Annotated in this window: 17 protein-coding genes; 10 read left to right on the top strand and 7 right to left on the bottom strand. The window is 70.0% G+C overall.

Annotation, left to right across the window (positions count from 1 at the left end; genetic code table 11):
• From ACFDTH_RS14100 to ACFDTH_RS14080, 5 genes are all read left to right on the top strand, one after another.
• On the top strand, positions 1-655 hold a 655-nt coding region (locus tag ACFDTH_RS14100; RefSeq protein ID WP_375288189.1), incomplete at its 5' end, for a MotA/TolQ/ExbB proton channel family protein.
• On the top strand, positions 652-1,146 hold the full coding sequence (locus tag ACFDTH_RS14095; RefSeq protein WP_375288188.1) for a flagellar motor protein MotB: 495 nt from the start codon (positions 652-654) through the stop codon (positions 1,144-1,146). The genes ACFDTH_RS14100 and ACFDTH_RS14095, both read left to right, overlap by 4 nt.
• A gap of 3 nt (positions 1,147-1,149) precedes the next feature.
• Positions 1,150-1,668, top strand: a complete 519-nt coding sequence (locus tag ACFDTH_RS14090) for a flagella basal body P-ring formation protein FlgA (protein ID WP_375288187.1) — start codon at positions 1,150-1,152, stop codon at positions 1,666-1,668.
• 126 nt (positions 1,669-1,794) lie between these two features.
• Positions 1,795-2,022, top strand: coding sequence for a flagellar biosynthesis anti-sigma factor FlgM (gene flgM, locus ACFDTH_RS14085; RefSeq protein ID WP_375288186.1), 228 nt, complete (start codon positions 1,795-1,797; stop codon positions 2,020-2,022).
• Entirely contained in the window at positions 2,009-2,317 is a 309-nt protein-coding gene (locus ACFDTH_RS14080) for a flagellar protein FlgN (RefSeq protein ID WP_375288185.1), read from the top strand. The genes flgM and ACFDTH_RS14080 overlap by 14 nt, the downstream gene beginning before the upstream one ends.
• A 6-nt stretch (positions 2,318-2,323) precedes the next feature.
• Here the strand turns inward: ACFDTH_RS14080 and ACFDTH_RS14075 are convergent, their stop codons facing one another.
• Positions 2,324-3,892: a lysine--tRNA ligase gene (locus ACFDTH_RS14075; protein WP_375288184.1), complete on the bottom strand. Its 1,569-nt coding sequence runs from the start codon at positions 3,890-3,892 to the stop codon at positions 2,324-2,326.
• 50 nt (positions 3,893-3,942) lie between these two features.
• On the opposite strand from ACFDTH_RS14075, the gene ACFDTH_RS14070 reads away from it, so the two are divergent.
• On the top strand, positions 3,943-4,461 hold the full coding sequence (locus tag ACFDTH_RS14070; RefSeq protein WP_375288183.1) for a sterol desaturase family protein: 519 nt from the start codon (positions 3,943-3,945) through the stop codon (positions 4,459-4,461).
• Between the two features lie 13 nt (positions 4,462-4,474).
• Positions 4,475-4,813 (top strand): pilus assembly protein PilZ, encoded by a 339-nt coding sequence (locus ACFDTH_RS14065; protein WP_375288182.1) that lies wholly within the window; start codon positions 4,475-4,477, stop codon positions 4,811-4,813.
• Positions 4,814-4,862: 49 nt separating this feature from the next.
• On the opposite strand, the gene ACFDTH_RS14060 is transcribed toward ACFDTH_RS14065, so the two are convergent.
• Positions 4,863-8,096: a beta strand repeat-containing protein gene (locus ACFDTH_RS14060; RefSeq protein WP_375288181.1), complete on the bottom strand. Its 3,234-nt coding sequence runs from the start codon at positions 8,094-8,096 to the stop codon at positions 4,863-4,865.
• A gap of 153 nt (positions 8,097-8,249) precedes the next feature.
• On the opposite strand from ACFDTH_RS14060, the gene ppc reads away from it, so the two are divergent.
• Both ppc and ACFDTH_RS14050 read left to right on the top strand, forming a co-directional pair.
• Positions 8,250-10,913 (top strand): phosphoenolpyruvate carboxylase, encoded by a 2,664-nt coding sequence (gene ppc / locus ACFDTH_RS14055; RefSeq protein WP_375288180.1) that lies wholly within the window; start codon positions 8,250-8,252, stop codon positions 10,911-10,913.
• Positions 10,914-10,960: 47 nt separating this feature from the next.
• Positions 10,961-11,947 (top strand): pyridoxamine 5'-phosphate oxidase family protein, encoded by a 987-nt coding sequence (locus ACFDTH_RS14050; RefSeq protein ID WP_375288179.1) that lies wholly within the window; start codon positions 10,961-10,963, stop codon positions 11,945-11,947.
• Here the strand turns inward: ACFDTH_RS14050 and ACFDTH_RS14045 are convergent.
• The 3 genes from ACFDTH_RS14045 to ACFDTH_RS14035 are packed head-to-tail and all read right to left on the bottom strand — an operon-like array spanning position 11,941 to position 13,624.
• Positions 11,941-12,573 carry a M48 family metallopeptidase gene (locus ACFDTH_RS14045; protein WP_375288190.1) on the bottom strand — a complete coding sequence of 211 codons (633 nt, stop codon included), beginning with the start codon at positions 12,571-12,573 and terminating at the stop codon, positions 11,941-11,943. The genes ACFDTH_RS14050 and ACFDTH_RS14045 overlap by 7 nt on opposite strands.
• A 38-nt stretch (positions 12,574-12,611) precedes the next feature.
• Complete coding sequence (locus tag ACFDTH_RS14040) at positions 12,612-13,046, bottom strand: YcgN family cysteine cluster protein (protein WP_375288178.1); 435 nt, start codon at positions 13,044-13,046, stop codon at positions 12,612-12,614.
• Entirely contained in the window at positions 13,034-13,624 is a 591-nt protein-coding gene (locus ACFDTH_RS14035) for an SCO family protein (RefSeq protein ID WP_375288177.1), read from the bottom strand. Before ACFDTH_RS14035 ends, ACFDTH_RS14040 begins: the two co-directional genes overlap by 13 nt.
• 65 nt (positions 13,625-13,689) lie before the next feature.
• On the opposite strand from ACFDTH_RS14035, the gene ACFDTH_RS14030 reads away from it, so the two are divergent.
• On the top strand, positions 13,690-14,286 hold the full coding sequence (locus ACFDTH_RS14030; RefSeq protein WP_375288176.1) for an ankyrin repeat domain-containing protein: 597 nt from the start codon (positions 13,690-13,692) through the stop codon (positions 14,284-14,286).
• Positions 14,287-14,296: 10 nt separating this feature from the next.
• Here the strand turns inward: ACFDTH_RS14030 and ACFDTH_RS14025 are convergent, their stop codons facing one another.
• The gene (locus tag ACFDTH_RS14025; protein WP_375288175.1) at positions 14,297-14,794 is read right to left on the bottom strand and encodes an MmcB family DNA repair protein; all 498 of its coding nucleotides are present in this window, start codon (positions 14,792-14,794) and stop codon (positions 14,297-14,299) included.
• 37 nt (positions 14,795-14,831) lie between these two features.
• Positions 14,832-15,359 carry a cell wall hydrolase gene (locus ACFDTH_RS14020; protein WP_375288174.1) on the bottom strand — a complete coding sequence of 176 codons (528 nt, stop codon included), beginning with the start codon at positions 15,357-15,359 and terminating at the stop codon, positions 14,832-14,834.
• Positions 15,360-15,583: the final 224 nt, after the last annotated feature.

Below are 15,583 nucleotides of genomic sequence, written 5' to 3'. Positions count from 1 at the left end.
CGCCGGCACGTTCCTCGATCCCATTGCGCTCGCCATCGTCGGTGGCGGCACCTTGCTCGCGACTTTGCTGCGCGCGTCCTTGCGCGATATCGGCCGCGCGCTCGCCGCGCTGCCGACGTTGGCGCAGAGCCCATTCTCCGCCGAGCCGCTGCTGGAGCAGGTGTCCGCGCTCGCCCGGATCGCGCGGCGGCACGGCACAATCGCGCTCGATCGGTCGGTGATCACCGATCCCGATCTCGCCGCGGCGGTGGCGGACATCGTTGATGGCGCCGATGCGATCGCGGTAACCCGCCGGCTCGACGATCGACGCCGCGCCCGCATCGAGCGGCATGTCGCCGCCGCCGAGGTGTGGGCGGGCGCCGCCGAGGCCGCGCCGGCGATGGGCATGGTCGGCACGCTCGTCGGCCTGGTCGCGATGTTCACGCGGATGACCGACCCGCAGGCGATCGGCGGTGCGATGGCGGTGGCCTTGCTCGCCACGCTCTACGGCGCGCTGATCGCCAACCTCGTCGCCCAGCCGATCGCAACGCGTCTGCGCGCCGCCGCCCGCGCGGAAGCGTTCGAGCGCCAGCGCCTGGTCACGCCGCTGGCGACATTGGCCGCGCGCGAGGCGCCCAGGCCGGTGCACTTCTTGCCGCAGGTCGCGCTGGCATGACCGACGACTTTCCCGCCTTTGCGCCCGCGCGGCCCTTGTGGCTGATCACGCTCGCCGATCTGGCGCTGCTGCTGGTCGGTTTCCTGGTGCTCGTCCAGGCGACCCAGCTCGATCGCCGCGCGCTCGCGGAGGGCTTGCGCGAAGGCTTCGGCGCCAAGCCCGTCGAGGAGCCGATCCCGGTCGCCGCCGCGGGGATGATGAACTTCGCGCCGGGCTCTGCGGCGCTGCCCGCCGCGCCCGCCGGGCTGGTCGCCTGGGCGCGGGCGGCGCTGGCCGATCCGCGCGTGTCGCTGCGCGTCGCCGGATCGGTGGACGGCAGCGCCAACGACGTCGATCCGCTCACCCGCAGCGGCGCGGTGCTCGCCGCCGACCGCGCGCGCGCCGTCGCCGCGGCGCTCGCCGAGGTGGCGCCCGGCCGCATGACCGTCACCACCGCCCGCCCGGGCCGCCGCCAGGTGGTCGTCACCCTCGCCTTCACCGAACCGAGATAGATCATGATCCGCTACCTTCCCGCTCTCCTCCTGATCGCCGCGCCCGCCGCGGCGGCGCCATTCCAGGATGTGGCCGGTCTCGACCGCGCGGTCGCCGCCTTCACCGGCCGGCCGGTCGGTGTACCCGGCGGCGCGCGCGCGCCCGTCGATACGCGGCTCAAGCTGGCGCAATGCGCCACCGTGTCGGTGAACTGGCGCACCGAGGCGCATGACGCGGTGGTGATCAGCTGCCTGGGGCCGGAGTGGAAGATCTACGTCCCGGTGGTGCTCGACGCGGCGCGTTCCGCAGCGATGGCCGCTGCGCCGATGCGTCCCGTCGCCGCCGCGCCGGTGATCCGCCGCGGCGATCCGGTGACGATTGAGGCAGGCAATGCCGGCTTCTCGATCACCCGCGAGGGCGTGGCGATGGGCGACGCCGCGTCGGGCGCGCGCGTGGCGATCAAGGTGGAAGGGGCCAAGGGCCCGGTCCAGGCGGTGGCGATCGAGCCCGGCCGCGCCACCCTGCCCGGATTTGCCGAGTGAAGAAAATGCTAAACCTGCGCGTGTCGCGGCCGTTTCCCTGTGTGGAGGCGGCGACGGGATACGCGGGTCATGGTAGACGCAATCGGATCAACCCTTGGAAAAGCAGGCGTTTCGGCGCCAGCGAAGGTGTCGCGGATCGAAGCCGCGCCGGCGGTGGCGACCCCCGCCCAGCCCGGTACGGCCCCGACCACCACCGTCGCCAAGCAGCTTTCCGCCGAGCCGCCCGTGGATGTGGAGCGGGTGCGGCGGATCAAGGCCGCGGTGGAGAGCGGGCAGTTCCCCATCTCGCCCGCCAAGATCGCCGATCAGCTGATCGCCCTCAGGTACGAGTGGATGCACAATGAACAGGCGTGACGCGCTGGTCGCGGTGATCGAGGCCCTCCATGCGGAGATCGCCGCGCTCAAGTCCAACGACGTCGCCGGGTTGGAGCGTGCCACCGGCGCCAAGCTTGCCGCGATCGAGGATGTCCGCCGCCTGGGCGACGGCCCTGCCGGCCCCGAGCTGCGCCAGCTTGCCGACGAGGCCGACCGGCTCAACGAGACGTGCCGGATCTACGTCAATCTGATGGCGGCAAACGTCCGCCGCCGGCTGCAGCTGCTCGCCGGCGAGGGCGGCACCTATGCGAAGGGCGGCTTCGCCTACGCTTGACCGCCGCTAGCGCGTCAGCGCCTCGGCGATCAGCCTGCGGCTGTTGGGAACCCCGTAAAGCCGGATGAAGCTGCCCATGCGCGGGCCCTGCGAGGAGCCGAGCAGCGTTTCGTAGAGCGCGCGGAACCAGTCGCGCAGCTCGGCGAAGGCTCCCGTCTTGCCGATCTCATAGACGATGTTCTGGATGTCCTCGGCGCTGGCGTCCGCGGGCAGCGCGGCGAGTTCGGCATCGAGCCGCTGGAGCGCCGCCACCTCCACCCCTTCGGGCGCCCGGCGCTGGAGAGTCGGCGCGACGAAATCGCGGTGATAGGCGAGCGCATAGCCGATCAGCCGATCGAGTTCAGGATAGCGCTCCGCCGAGGCGTCGGCGACATAGTTCGACAGATAGCCCCAGACCTGCTCCTTCGACGCCTCACCCATCACCCCGACGAGGTTGAGCAGCAGGCCAAACGTGACCGGCATCTCGCCCGGCGGCAGCACCCCGTTATGGATGTGGTGAACGGGGTTGCCGAGTCGCTCCTTGACCGCCTGTCCGGCATAATTGCCGCGGAACTGCCAATATTCGTCCACCGCGCGTGGGATCACGCCCATGTGGAGCTGCTTGGCCTTCTTCGGCTCGCGGTACGCGTAGAAGGCGACCGATTCCTCGGGGCCATAGGTCAGCCAGTCGTCGAGGCTGAGGCCATTGCCCTTGGACTTGCTGATCTTCTCGCCCTTCTCGTCGAGGAATAGCTCATAGACCAGCGTCTCGGGCTTGCGGCCCCCGAGGATCTGGCAGATTCGCCCGCCCAGCGCGGAGGAATCGATCAGGTCCTTGCCGTGCATCTCATAGTCGACGCCCAGCGCCGCCCAGCGCATGCCCCAATCGGGCTTCCACTGGAGCTTGGCCTTGCCGCCGAGGATCGACTGCTCGATCCTTTGCCCCTCATCCTCGAAGGCGATGATGCCGGCCTCGGCATCGACCACCTCGACCGGCACCTGGAGGACGATGCCGCTGGTCGGGCTGACCGGCAGGACGGGCGAGTAGGTCGCGCGGCGCTCGCCGCCCAAAGTCGGCAGCATCACCGCCATGATCGCATCGTAGTGCCTGAGCACGCCCTTGAGCGCGTCGTCGAAGCGGCCCGAAGCGTAATACTCCGTCGACGAGGCGAACTCGTAGTCGAAGCCATAGCGGTCAAGGAAGGCGCACAGTCGCGCGTTGTTGTGCGCGGCGAAGCTTTCGTGCGTGCCGAACGGATCGGGGATGCGGCTGAGCGGCTTGCCGAGGTGCGCGCGCAGCATGTCGCCGTTGGGCACGTTATCGGGCACCTTGCGCAGCCCGTCCATGTCGTCGCTGAACGCGATCAGCCGCGTCGGCTGGTCGGACAGCGCGGCAAAGGCGTTGCGCACCATGGTGGTGCGCAGCACTTCGTTGAACGTGCCGATGTGCGGCAGGCCCGAGGGGCCGTAGCCGGTCTCGAAGATGATCGCCTCTCCGCCGGGCTTGCCCTCCGGCCAGCGCTTCAGCAGCTTGCGCGCCTCCTCATAGGGCCAGGCCTTGGATACCAGTGCGGCGGTACGAAGCTCTTCGGTCATGATGCGGTGCAACGTAGCGACGGCGCGGCGGTGGCGCTATATCCCTGCGCATGCACTGGCTCGCCGGCCTTGTCCTGTTCCTGCTCACCGTCGCCGGGATGGAGGCGTTCGCCTATGGCATGCACCGCTGGGTGATGCACGGGCCGGGATGGTTCCTCCATGCCAGCCACCATCGCCCGCGCAACGGCAAGTGGGAGCTCAACGACCTCTATGGCGTGATTTTCGCCATCCCCTCGATCGGGCTGCTCTGGGGCGGCACGCAGGCGGGCTGGTGGCAAGGCTGGGCGTGGATCGGTGCGGGCATCGCCGCTTATGGCGCAATCTACTTCGGCTTTCACGACGTCATCGTGCACGAGCGGGTGCGGACCCGCTTCCTGCCCAAGTCGCGCTACATGAAGCGCATCGTCCAGGCGCACCGGTTGCACCATGCGGTGGAAACCAAGGAGGATGGGCTGAGCTTCGGCTTCCTGATCGCGCCGAAACCGGAGGCGCTGAAGGCCGAACTCAAGCGGCGCGGCCGTGCCGGGGTGCGCGCACCCGTTTCAAGTGGCGCTTTAGCCGAAAAGTAACCGATCCACGCGCATGACCGCGCGCATGGACCAGGCCGTACCGCTCCCGACCCCAGGTGAAGGCGAGGACCATCGCCGCGCGCTTCGCAAGTCGGTGAAGATGCGGGCGCACCTGCGCGATCGCGGCACGACCCGGTTCGAGATCGAGGTCGTGGACCTGTCCACAACCGGCTTCCGCGCGCAGACCAGCTTCACGCTCTGGCCGGGCACCACCGTGTGGCTGACGCTCCCGGGGCTCGCCGCCCTGGAAGCGGTGGTCGCCTGGCGCGACAAGTACCGCTACGGCTGCGCCTTCACCAAGCCGCTGCATCCCGCGGTGTTCGACCACATCGTCGCCCTCGGCAACGGTTGAGTCGCGGCAACGGCTGACGGGCCCGCCCGGAAGCGGACCCGTCCTTTCGTCAGGCGAGCATCAGGTCCGCCGGCAGTGGCGGCAGCACCTCCTGTGCGCCGAAGAACGGCCCGATCGGCTCGTCGCCCCCGCCCGAGCCGCCGATGTCCGCGAACAGGAAGTCGGCCGAGAAGCCGTCGCCCTCTTCCGCCAGCACGGCGGTGATGCGGATGTTGAGAATGACGTTGCCGAACTCGCTGTAAGGGCTGAGGTCGCCGAGATCGAAAGCATTGTCGTCGAAGAACTCCTCGGCATTGACCTCGCGGCCGAACGCACGGTCGAACAGCGTGACGAAGTCGGCACTTCCGGCAAACACCTCGAAGCGCAGCGATTCGAACCCGCCGCCCAGCGCATCACCGCCGAGCAGCCCCACGGTGGCATCGCCGAGGCCGTCGAGCAGCGAGAAGGTGGACAGTTGGACCTGAAGCGTTCCGCTCACCGTCTGCGGGCCCGCGCCGCCGGCATGGACCAGCGACACGCCGCCATAGGCGATCCCCTCGGCGGTGTCGGCGGTGAACGCCGTCTCCACCTCGGTCTCCCCCGCGTAAAGGCTGGCCAGCGTGGCGGGCGGCAGATCGGTGGCGATGACCATCGCCGAATCCGCTGGCGTCGCTGCCGCGATTTTGCCCGCACTGCCGACCACCGCCACCGTACTGGCCTCGCCGATCAGCGTCGAGGAGATCGTGCCGATCGCAGTGGCGCCACCCCCGAACAGCGCCGGTCGCAGGGTGACCGCCGCCACCGCTTCGCCGCTTGACCCGTCGGCGGAGACATAGGCCGAGCCGAGACCCGAGCTGCCCCCCTGGGTGAGGACGACCGCCGAGGCCGAGGCGTGGACTTCGACGCCGCTCGCCACCGTCTGCGCGATAGCGTTGCCACCCAGCCCAACCGTGGTCGCGTTCCCCGCCGCACCGGACCAGGCAATCGAATCGGCATTGAGCACGGTCTCCGCGTCCGAGCTGGCGAACAGGGTGGCGATGCCGTCGCCGCCGTTGCCGCCAACACCGGGCACGCCGACCGCCCCGAACTGCGATCCGCCCGAGCCGCCCGCGGCGTAAGCGAGCAGGGTCACCGAGGCATCGGCGATCTCTGTCGCCGCCGCATCATAGTGGAGAGTCGACACGGCATCGCTGCCGTCCGCCGCGACGCCGCCCTCGCTGCCACCACCGTTGCCAGCATAGGCCGCCTGGATCAGCGACAGGTCGCCGCCATGCGCGATCCCCTGCACCGCGTCGACTAGCGTCACGTCCGCGCCGCGGCCGCCATTGGCGCCGCCGAAACCGTCGCCGCCGCTGCCCGCCTGGGCGATCAGTTGGACGTTGACGATGTCATAGCCGCTGGCGAACGCCTCATACGCGCCGACCGCGGCGCCGCGCCCGCCGGTGGCGCCCACACCCGATGCGGTGCCGCCATTGCCCGAATAGAGCTGCACGTCGGTAAGCGCGTTGGTGGTGCCGTAGGACCGGACGCTGCCGCTGGCGACGCCGCCCGCGCCCGCCTCGCCGGTGCCGTTGAAGACGTTGCCGCCATTGCCGCCATTGGCCTGAAGGCTGCCGTCGGCGATGCCGACCGCCTTCACCAAAGTGCGCGCGGTGCCGGTGCCGCCGTTGACGACCGTGGCGCCGTCGAGCGCATCGCCGCCGAAGCCGCCCACCGCGAAGCTGCGCGCGGCAGTGCTGACGCCGCCGTTGAGGATCATGGTCGCGACTGCATCGCCGGCCGCGCCCGCGAGCGCGCCCCTGCCCTGCGCCGCGCCGCCGGTACCGCCATAAGAGGCGCTGACCGCGTCGAGGCTGCCCGCGGTCACTGCGGAATAGTCGCGTTCGAGCACCGCCTCGGCATGGCCACCGGCACCGCCGTTGCCGCCGCCGGTCGCCGCGCCGCCCTGGCCTGCGATCGCGACCTGATCGAGCTGGAGCGACCCGTTGCTGGTGCCGAACACTTGGTTGGACAGCACGACATCGCCGCCGCTCCCGCCGTCGGCGCCCTCAAGCCCGGCGCCGCCATTGCCGCCGGTGCCGCGCAGATAGGCGCCCGAGTTGATGAACACGCCCGCCGCGGCGACTGCGACGATCTCGGAGCGCAGCCCTGCGCCGACGTCGGCGCCGTGGCCGCCCGAGAAGCCGGCACCACGCCCGTCGCCGCCATGCCCGCCGAACGCGTCGGCGCTGGTGGTGCAGAGCGACTGCCGCCCGATACCATAAGCGGTAGAGGCGAGCACCCGGCCGCCATCACCGCCGTTGCCGGCGACCGTGGCATCGCCGCCATCGCCGCCATAGGCCTCGCCGTTGACCGCCACGCGCTGCAGCGCGTCGCCCGACACGTCGAACGACGCATCGCCGCCGCGTCCGCCGCCGTTGGCGCCATCGCCGCCATTGCCGCCCGCCGCCTGGACCAGGAAGCTCTGCGTCACCGCGCGCAACGAGAGCGCGGCATAGCCCGACCCGCCGTCACCCGCGATCCCGGCGCCGGTCGCGTTGCCGCCGTTGCCGCCGAGCGCGAGCATGAAGGTGTCGACCCGGGCGCTGCGCAGCGGCACCGCGATGTCGTCCACCGTCAGCCGGTTGACCGCGTCGCCGCCGTCGCCCGCTTGCCCGCCGGCGCTGTTCCCGCCCTTGCCGCCGAACGCCTGCTGGTCGTGGATGGCGTTGCCGCCGACAGTATAGGAGATGGTGGCGTCGACGAGCCGCGCATCGGCGCCCTGCCCGCCGTCCGCGCGCTTGATGCCGTTGCCGCCATCACCGCCCTGGGCAATCGTCTTGGCCAGCGCGATCGTGCCGCCGTAGCTGACCGCAAAGGACGAGACGGACTGCACCGCGCCGCCGTCACCGCCGGAGTTGCCCGCACCCGAACCGACGCCGCCCGCTCCGCCGCGACCGAATGCGCCGGCCTGCGCGATGCCGCCGCCCTGGTTGTAGGCGGCCGCGGTAGCCGAACGGACCCAGCCGCCGTCACCGCCATTGCCGTCACCGCGGTTGTCGCCGCCCGTGCCGCCGATTGCGAACGCCTGACCGATAAGCTCCACGCCGGTCGCATCCAGCCGGGTCTCTGCCATGGCCGCCCCGCCCCTGCCGCCGTTGCCGCCGCGCGCACCGTCACCGCCCGCGCCGCCGATGGCGCGCGCTGTTTCCACAGCATTGTCTCCGGCCAAGTTGCGGGCAACGGCAAGCCCGCCCTGCTGTCCGACGGGATTGTCCAAAGTCCCGTCCTGTCCGTCGCGACCCCTTTTCACCACTTTGCTCATGCTCGGCTCCTTCGCATGGAAGACGGAGGGGATCGGGCAAGTCCGTAACGTCAGCAACCAAAATCGCGCCATTCCGGTGCGTGTCGGCGATCAGCCGTGTTACAACCTTGCACGTGGCTTGACCTGCCTCTTGCCGCAGCGCAGCATCCGCACATGACCACGCTGCCACCGATCACCAACAATCCGGACATCCGCTACCTTGGCCGCATCCTCGGCGATGTGATCCGCGCCTATGGCGGCGAGCGACTGTTCGAGCGGACGGAGGCGATCCGCTCCGCCTCGGTCGAGCGGCACCGCGGCAACGGCTCCGCGCCCGATCCGCATCTGGAAACGCTGTCGCTCGACGAGACGCTCGATTTCGTGCGCGGCTTCATGCTGTTCTCGATGCTCGCCAATCTGGCCGAAGACCGGCAGGGGATCGCCGCCGAGGAAGGCGCCGACGTCGCGGCGGCACTGGAACGGCTTACCGGCGAGGGGATCGACACCGCGGCGGTGAGCGCGCTGTTGGAACAGGCGCTGGTCGCCCCCGTGCTCACCGCCCATCCTACCGAGGTGCGCCGCAAGTCGATGATCGACCACCGCAACCGCATCGCCGAGCTGATGGCGATGCGCGATCGCGGGCGGGAGTCGACGCCCGATGGCGACGATGTCGACGAGGCGATCACCCGGCAGGTCGCGCTGCTGTGGCAGACGCGGGTGCTGCGGCGCGAGCGGCTGTACGTCACCGACGAGGTGGAGACCGCGCTCAGCTACCTGCGCGACGTGTTCCTGCCGGTGGTGCCGGCGCTCTACCAGCGCTGGGACCGGGCGTTCGGCGCGCGGGTGCCTGCGTTCCTCCGGCCGGGGACCTGGATCGGCGGGGATCGCGACGGCAACCCCTTCGTGGTCGCCGAGTCGCTGCGTACCGCGCTGGCACGCGCGGCGGAGGCGGTGCTGGGTTATTATCTCGACGAGCTCCACGCCTTGGGCGCCGAGCTGTCGATCTCGGCGAACCATACTCTGGTGGACGAGGCAGTGCAGGCCCTGGCCGAGGCAAGCGGGGACGATGCGGAAAGCCGCAGCGACGAGCCTTATCGCCGCGCCATTTCCGGCATCTACGCGCGACTCGCCGCCACCCACCGGGCGCTGACCGGCAAGCCCGCGCCGCGGCCCGGCCGCCTTTCGGGAGCGCCCTATGCCGATCCCGGCGCGCTGCGGGCCGATCTCCTCGCCATCGCGCGTCCGCTCGCCGCCGACGGCGGAGGCCTGCTCGCCAGCGGCGGCGCACTCGGCCGGCTGATCCGCGCGGTGGAAGTGTTCGGTTTCCATCTCGCCACGCTCGACCTCCGCCAGAACTCCGCGGTGCACGAGCGGGTGGTGGCCGAGCTGCTCGCCAAGGCAGGCGTGTGCGACGATTACGCCGCGCGCGACGAGGCTGCGCGCGTGGAGCTGCTGCGCGCCGAACTCGCCAGCCCGCGTCCCTTGACCGGGCCGTTTGTCGACCTGTCCGAGGAGACCGCGAGCGAACTGGCAATCGTCCGCGCCGCGGCGGAGGCGCATGCCGCCTACGGCCCCGCGTGCATCCGCCAGTATATCGTTTCCATGGCCAAGTCAGTGAGCGACCTGCTGGAGGTCCACCTGCTGCTCAAGGAGGTCGGTCTCTATCGCCCCGGCGAGCCTGCCACGGCGGCGATCATGGCGGTGCCGCTGTTCGAGACGATCGAGGATCTGGAGGCGGCGCCTGCGATCATGCGCGACTGGTTCGCGCTGCCCGAGGTCGCCGCCATCGCCACTGCGCGCGGCCACCAGGAGGTGATGATCGGCTATTCGGACTCCAACAAGGACGGCGGCTATCTCACCTCCACCTGGCAGCTGTCGAAGGCGTCGACTGCCTTGAAGCCGGTGTTCGAAGCGGCGGGCGTGGGGATGCAGCTGTTCCACGGCCGCGGCGGCGCGGTGGGGCGCGGCGGCGGGTCGTCCTTTGCGGCGATCCGCGCGCAGCCACCCGGCACAGTGCAGGGCCGCATCCGCATCACCGAACAGGGCGAGGTGATCGCGGGCAAATATGGCACGCGCGAGAGCGCGATGACCAATCTGGAGGCCATGGCCTCGGCGACGTTGCTCGCCAGCCTGGAGCCGCCGCAGCTTTCCAATGCCGAGAACGAGGCGTTCGCGGGCGCGATGGACCGGCTGTCCGACGCCGCGTTCCGTGCCTATCGCGACCTCGTCTATGGTACCGAAGGCTTTCGCACCTTCTTCCGCCAGATGACGCCGATCGCCGAGATCGCCGATCTCAAGATCGGCAGCCGTCCGGCAAGCCGCAAGAAATCGGACGCGATCGAGGACCTGCGCGCCATTCCCTGGGTGTTCAGCTGGGCGCAGGCACGGGTGATGCTGCCAGGCTGGTACGGCGTCGGCCATGCGCTCGCCGGGTTCGAGGACAAGGCGCTGCTGCGCGAGATGGCGGAAGGCTGGCCGCTGTTCGCCGCGACGCTGGCGAACATGGAGATGGTGCTGGCCAAGTCCGACATGGAGATCGCCGCACGCTATGCCGAGCTGGTCGAGCCCGATCTGCACGGCATCTTCGATACGATCCGCGAAGGCTGGACCCGCACCCGCGACGGCCTGCTCGATGCATCCGGCCAGTCCCGCCTGCTGGAGCGCCATCCCAAGCTCGACGCCTCGATCCGGCTGCGCCTCCCCTATATCGAGCCGCTCAATCTCCTCCAGATCGAGCTGCTCAAGCGCCACCGCGCGGGCGAAGAGGACGCGCGGGTGCGCCAGGGCATTCTCCTCTCGATCAACGCCATCGCGACCGCGCTGCGCAATTCCGGATAGTTGCGAATCGGTCGCAACTGGCGTAGGTTCGGGCCGGGAGGTTCGCCATGCTGGTTGATTCCGTGGAGGCGCTGGAGAGCGTGCTGGGGCTGACGCCGCCGGCCATGCATCTCAAGGTAATCGATTACCTCGATGCCGGCGCGTTGCGGTGGATCGCCGAGTCGCCGGTGCTGTTCGCTGGGATCGGCGATGCGGCCATGGCGCTCGCCGGCGGCGCGCCCGGTTTCATCGATGGCGATGCCGCGACCTTGCGGGTACCGCTCGCCGCCTTCGACAGTGCGATATGCACGGCGCCGGGCGCGCCGTTCGGCGGCCTGTTCCTCCTGCCCGGCGTGGGCGAAACATTGCGCGTCAACGGCCGGGTCGAGAGCGACGACGGCACGATGCTGCGTGTCGCGGTAGGCGAATGCTACGGCCATTGCGCCAAGGCGATGATCCGCTCGGGGTTCTGGCAGGCGACGCCGGTGACCGCACCCGAGGACGCCGCCGAATTCATCGCAGCAAGCCGCTTCCTCGCGCTGGGCACGACCTCCCTCAGGGGCGCGGCGGACGTCAGCCCCAAGGGCGATCCGGCCGGGTGCATGGCGCAGCTCGACGGCGACACACTCTGGTTCGTCGACCGGCCCGGCAACAAGCGGATCGACAGCTTTCGCAACATCGTGGGGCAGCCGCGCGTCGCGCTGGCGCTGCTGGTGCCCGGCGCCACCCGTGTCGCGCTGGTGCGTGGTGTGGCGCGGCTGATCACGGACGCCGCGGCGCGCGAGCGCTTTGCGGTGCGGGGCCGCACGCCGCAGCTGGCGATCGGCGTGGCGGTGGACTCGCTGGAGCTACAGGAGAGCGCCGCGCTGCGCGAACTGTGGCCGGTAGTGGACGGCAGCGAGATCAACGCCGCCAAGCTGTTCGTCGAGCATATCAAGCTCAACAAGACCGCGGGTGCCGCAGCGATGCTCGCGCGCGCCAGCCTGGCGGTGCCCGGCGCCAGCGCGCTGGTGCAGGCCGGGCTCGACAAGGATTATCGCGACAATCTCTACTGAGCGGCGCGGCCGATCCAGTGGAGCGCGGCACCGTTGGCGCGCAGCCAGGCCCGTTCCGCATCGGGGGCGCGGCCGTAGAGCGCCTCGACCGCCGCGTGGAAGGCGCGGGAATGGTTCATGTGCAACCGGTGCGCCACCTCATGCGCCGCGGTGGCGCGCCGCACCGCTTCCGGAGCCATCACCAGCCGCCAGCTGTAGCGGATGACCCCTGTGGAGGCGCAACTGCCCCAGCGGCCGATCGCATCCCCCACCGCCACCTTGCTGACAGTGACGCCGGCGCGGGCCGCATAATGCGCAGTATCCTCGCTCAGCAGACGCAGCGCCACGCGGCGGAGCCATGCCTCGACGCGGCGGGCAAGGGTCTCAGGCGGACCGGAGAGGATCAGCCGGTCGCCATCCAGCCGAACGAGCCGCGAGGTGCCCGGCGTCCAGGCAATCGTCAGCGTGCCGTCACCGAACGGGATCACCGCGCCATCCGCGAACGGCCGCGGCTGCGGCAGCCGGGCGCGTTCCGCCGCCAGCCATGCCGCATGCTCGGCAGCCCAGGCCAGCGCCTTGCGCTCCGACTCGCGCTTGGGAATGGTCAGCCGCGCCCGTCCGGTGCGCGGATCGATCACCAGCCGCATGCGGCGCGCGGTCGGGTGGCGCACCAGTTCGATGTCGCTCACAGCACGCGATCGACCATGTGATGTTCGAGGTCGCCTGCCTCGTCCTCGTTCACCGTCCACCCGCGCACCGACTCCCCCGCCCGGTGCACCGACTCGCGGTCGCCGCTGATCAGGTAATGCCAATCCGGCAGCGGCTGCCCCTCGGCGCGCAGGCGGTAGGCGCAGGTGGAGGGCAGCCAGTCGATGCCCCGCACGTTGCCCGTGGTCAGCCGCACACATTCGGAAACGAAGGCGCGGCGATGACGATAGTTGGAGCAGAAGCCGGTGCGCCGGTCGAGCAGGCGGCAGGCGACGTTGGTGGGGTAGAGCTCCCCCGTCTCCTCGTCCTCCATTTTGTGGAGGCAGCACTTGCCGCAGCCGTCGCACAAGGCCTCCCATTGCGCGCGGTCGAGCTTCTCCAGCGGCAGCTCCCAGAACTTCATTTCACCCATTTCGCCAGCGTCTCGGCCACCGCCTGGGGCGACTGGTCGGTGGGGACCAGCGCAACCGGCTTGCCGTCGGGGCCCATCAGATAGGCGTAACGGCCATGGCTTACGAGATAGCCGCCCCCAGGGCTGGTCTCGCCCTTGGAGAATGGGACACCGTAAGCATCGGCCGCGGCGGCGATCGCCTGCGGCGTGCCGGTCAGGCCGACCATGCGCGGGTGGAAGGCCGCGGTGAATTCTTTGAGCACCTTGGGCGTGTCGCGTTCGGGATCGACGGTGACGAACACGGGGGTTACCTTGGCGGCAGTCTGCGGCGCGGCCTTCTCCAGCGCCTTCAGCCCCGCCCCCAGGTTTTGCATGTCCACCGGGCAGACATCGGGACAGAAGGTATAGCCGAAGTACATTACCCGCCACCGGCCGGCGAAATCACGGTCGGTGCGGGGGCGTCCGTCCTCGTCGACCAATGCGAACGGCCCGCCGATCCGTGCGCCGGCGAGCGGCGGTTCTTCGGGCGTCGGCGCTGTCGGCGAGCAGGCGGCGAGCAGGGCCGCGGCAGCGAGAAACGGAAGCAGGCGCAAGTTCATGGCATCGTCCGCCCTGCTCTGATAGCAGGCGGGCTGCAACTCGTATCCGTACCGGACCTGCCCCCATGCGCAATCTTCTCCTCCCCACCCTTGTTTTCGCCAGCCTGATTACTCCCGCATCCGCGCAGATAGGGCAGTCGAAAGGCTACAAATTCCTGGAGGCGGTGAAGAGCGCCAAGGGGCAGGAGGTGATCGACATGCTCGACGAGCCTGGGCAGACGATCATCAATACCAAGGACATCTCCAGTGGCGAGGGCGCGCTGCACATCGTGGTCAAGCGCCAGGACCTCACCTACCTGAAGTATCTGCTGTCGCGCGGCGCCGACGCCAACCTGCGCGACGCGCGCGGCAACACGCCGCTGCTGCTCGCGGTGCAATATGGCCAGGTGGACATGATCCCGGTCCTCACCAACGCCCGCGCCAACCCCAATTTGGCGAATGCGAGCGGCGAGACGCCGCTGATCCGCGCGGTGCAGAAGCGCGACCTTGCGCTGGTGCGCGCATTGTTGGCGGTGAAGGCCAATCCCGACCAGACCGACAATGTCGCTGGCATGTCCGCGCGCGACTATGCTCATGCCGACGACCGCTCGCCCGCGATCGCCAAGCTGATCGACGAGACGCCGAAGAGTGCGGCCAAGGCGGTGGCGGGGCCGCGGTTCTAGTTTCCGCAGTTCAGGGCTGCGCGACGAACGGCGCCACGCCCTCCGGATCGACGGCATAGGCCAGCCGCCTGGCGGCACGGCGGGCGAAGCCCAGGGTGCAGCGGCGGCGGACGTGCGCCGCGAGCGGCACAGTCGCGGCGGGGCGGACGATCTCCGCATCATAGCGGTCGGCGACGATCACTCCGGTGCGCTCGGGCAGGAACGCCTCGCCGTCGAGCGGCGACAGGTCGAAACCGGCGGGCAGCGCCCAGAAAAAGCGGTCGCAATGACCCAGATAGTCGCGCCACTTGCCGTCGCCGAGCAGGTCGGCGCGCGACACCTTGATCTCGATGATGACAAGGCCGCCCTTGGCATCGAGGGCCATCAGGTCGGCACGGCGCCCGCCGTCAAGCGGCACCTCGCCGATCGCGGTGAGGTCGTGGCGGAGCAGCATGCGGGTGACGCCGCGCGCGACGTCGGCGGCGCAGGCGGGGGACGGTTCGTCGCACGAGCGGGGCGCCATCAGCATCACGCCCCACTAGAACGGAAGGCGAACCGTGGAAAGATCAGCGATAGAAAAGGTGGTTGCCGATCGAGGCGATGCGGGTGAGCCCCGCCATCGGGCGCGAGTTGAAATATAGCGCGCGCTCGGCCTCGCCGCCGTCCCACGCCTCGGCCATCGCCACCTTGGCGACCGCGAGCGCGGTGCGATAGGTTGCCTTGGCGGTGTTCACCGCGGGGAGGCGACCACCGCGGATGAAGCCGAACTGGCCGCGCTTGAGCACCACGCCGCACACGCCCTGGCCGAAGCGGCCAGAGGCGACGCGGTTGAGCACCACCTGCGCGACGGCCAGCTGGCCGGCGAGCGGCTCGCCTTTCGATTCGAAATAGATTGTGGTGGCGAGGCAGCGGAGCGCCTCATCCTCGCTCTCCGTCACGTCCTGCGCGGCGACGGCGGCGGCGAGGGTGGGATAGACAATCTCGTCATCCGGCTGGATGTCCGCGGCGGGGACCTCGACGGCCGGAATAGCGGTGGCGACGGGCGCGACCGAAATCGGCGCTGCGGGAACCGGAGCAGTTGCCAGGGGTTTCAACGACGTGGCTGCCGGAGAAAGCGCGGCCTGCGCAAGCTCGGCGGCCTGGACCGTGGACACCGGCGCGACCCAAGTCGCGGCGGTCAGGGCAAATGCGGCAAGGACCGCGGCACCGAAGGAACGAAGCATCAACCGTATTCAAATGCGGTTGGCGTGCGCGCGCGATCGTTTCTTCGCGAAGGAGCGAGAACGAACCGGCCGGACAACCCCCCGACTGCGTCACC

The sequence above is a fragment of the Sphingomonas sp. genome, from assembly GCF_042096255.1.
Lineage (GTDB): Bacteria > Pseudomonadota > Alphaproteobacteria > Sphingomonadales > Sphingomonadaceae > Sphingomonas.
This window is presented reverse-complemented; position numbering and strand designations above follow the sequence as displayed.

What these genes read in the sequence shown, in the direction of transcription:
- ACFDTH_RS14075 (WP_375288184.1), bottom strand. Translation starts at nt 3,892, where the DNA reads ATGACCGAAGAGCTTCGTACCGCCGCACTGGTATCCAAGGCCTGGCCC.
- ACFDTH_RS14050 (WP_375288179.1), top strand. Translation starts at nt 10,961, where the DNA reads ATGCTGGTTGATTCCGTGGAGGCGCTGGAGAGCGTGCTGGGGCTGACG.
- ACFDTH_RS14045 (WP_375288190.1), bottom strand. Translation starts at nt 12,573, where the DNA reads ATGCGGCTGGTGATCGATCCGCGCACCGGACGGGCGCGGCTGACCATT.
- ACFDTH_RS14030 (WP_375288176.1), top strand. Translation starts at nt 13,690, where the DNA reads ATGCGCAATCTTCTCCTCCCCACCCTTGTTTTCGCCAGCCTGATTACT.
- ppc (WP_375288180.1), top strand. Translation starts at nt 8,250, where the DNA reads ATGACCACGCTGCCACCGATCACCAACAATCCGGACATCCGCTACCTT.
- ACFDTH_RS14095 (WP_375288188.1), top strand. Translation starts at nt 652, where the DNA reads ATGACCGACGACTTTCCCGCCTTTGCGCCCGCGCGGCCCTTGTGGCTG.
- ACFDTH_RS14025 (WP_375288175.1), bottom strand. Translation starts at nt 14,794, where the DNA reads ATGCTGATGGCGCCCCGCTCGTGCGACGAACCGTCCCCCGCCTGCGCC.
- ACFDTH_RS14035 (WP_375288177.1), bottom strand. Translation starts at nt 13,624, where the DNA reads ATGAACTTGCGCCTGCTTCCGTTTCTCGCTGCCGCGGCCCTGCTCGCC.
- ACFDTH_RS14040 (WP_375288178.1), bottom strand. Translation starts at nt 13,046, where the DNA reads ATGGGTGAAATGAAGTTCTGGGAGCTGCCGCTGGAGAAGCTCGACCGC.
- ACFDTH_RS14065 (WP_375288182.1), top strand. Translation starts at nt 4,475, where the DNA reads ATGACCGCGCGCATGGACCAGGCCGTACCGCTCCCGACCCCAGGTGAA.
- ACFDTH_RS14090 (WP_375288187.1), top strand. Translation starts at nt 1,150, where the DNA reads ATGATCCGCTACCTTCCCGCTCTCCTCCTGATCGCCGCGCCCGCCGCG.
- ACFDTH_RS14070 (WP_375288183.1), top strand. Translation starts at nt 3,943, where the DNA reads ATGCACTGGCTCGCCGGCCTTGTCCTGTTCCTGCTCACCGTCGCCGGG.
- ACFDTH_RS14060 (WP_375288181.1), bottom strand. Translation starts at nt 8,096, where the DNA reads ATGAGCAAAGTGGTGAAAAGGGGTCGCGACGGACAGGACGGGACTTTG.
- ACFDTH_RS14080 (WP_375288185.1), top strand. Translation starts at nt 2,009, where the DNA reads ATGAACAGGCGTGACGCGCTGGTCGCGGTGATCGAGGCCCTCCATGCG.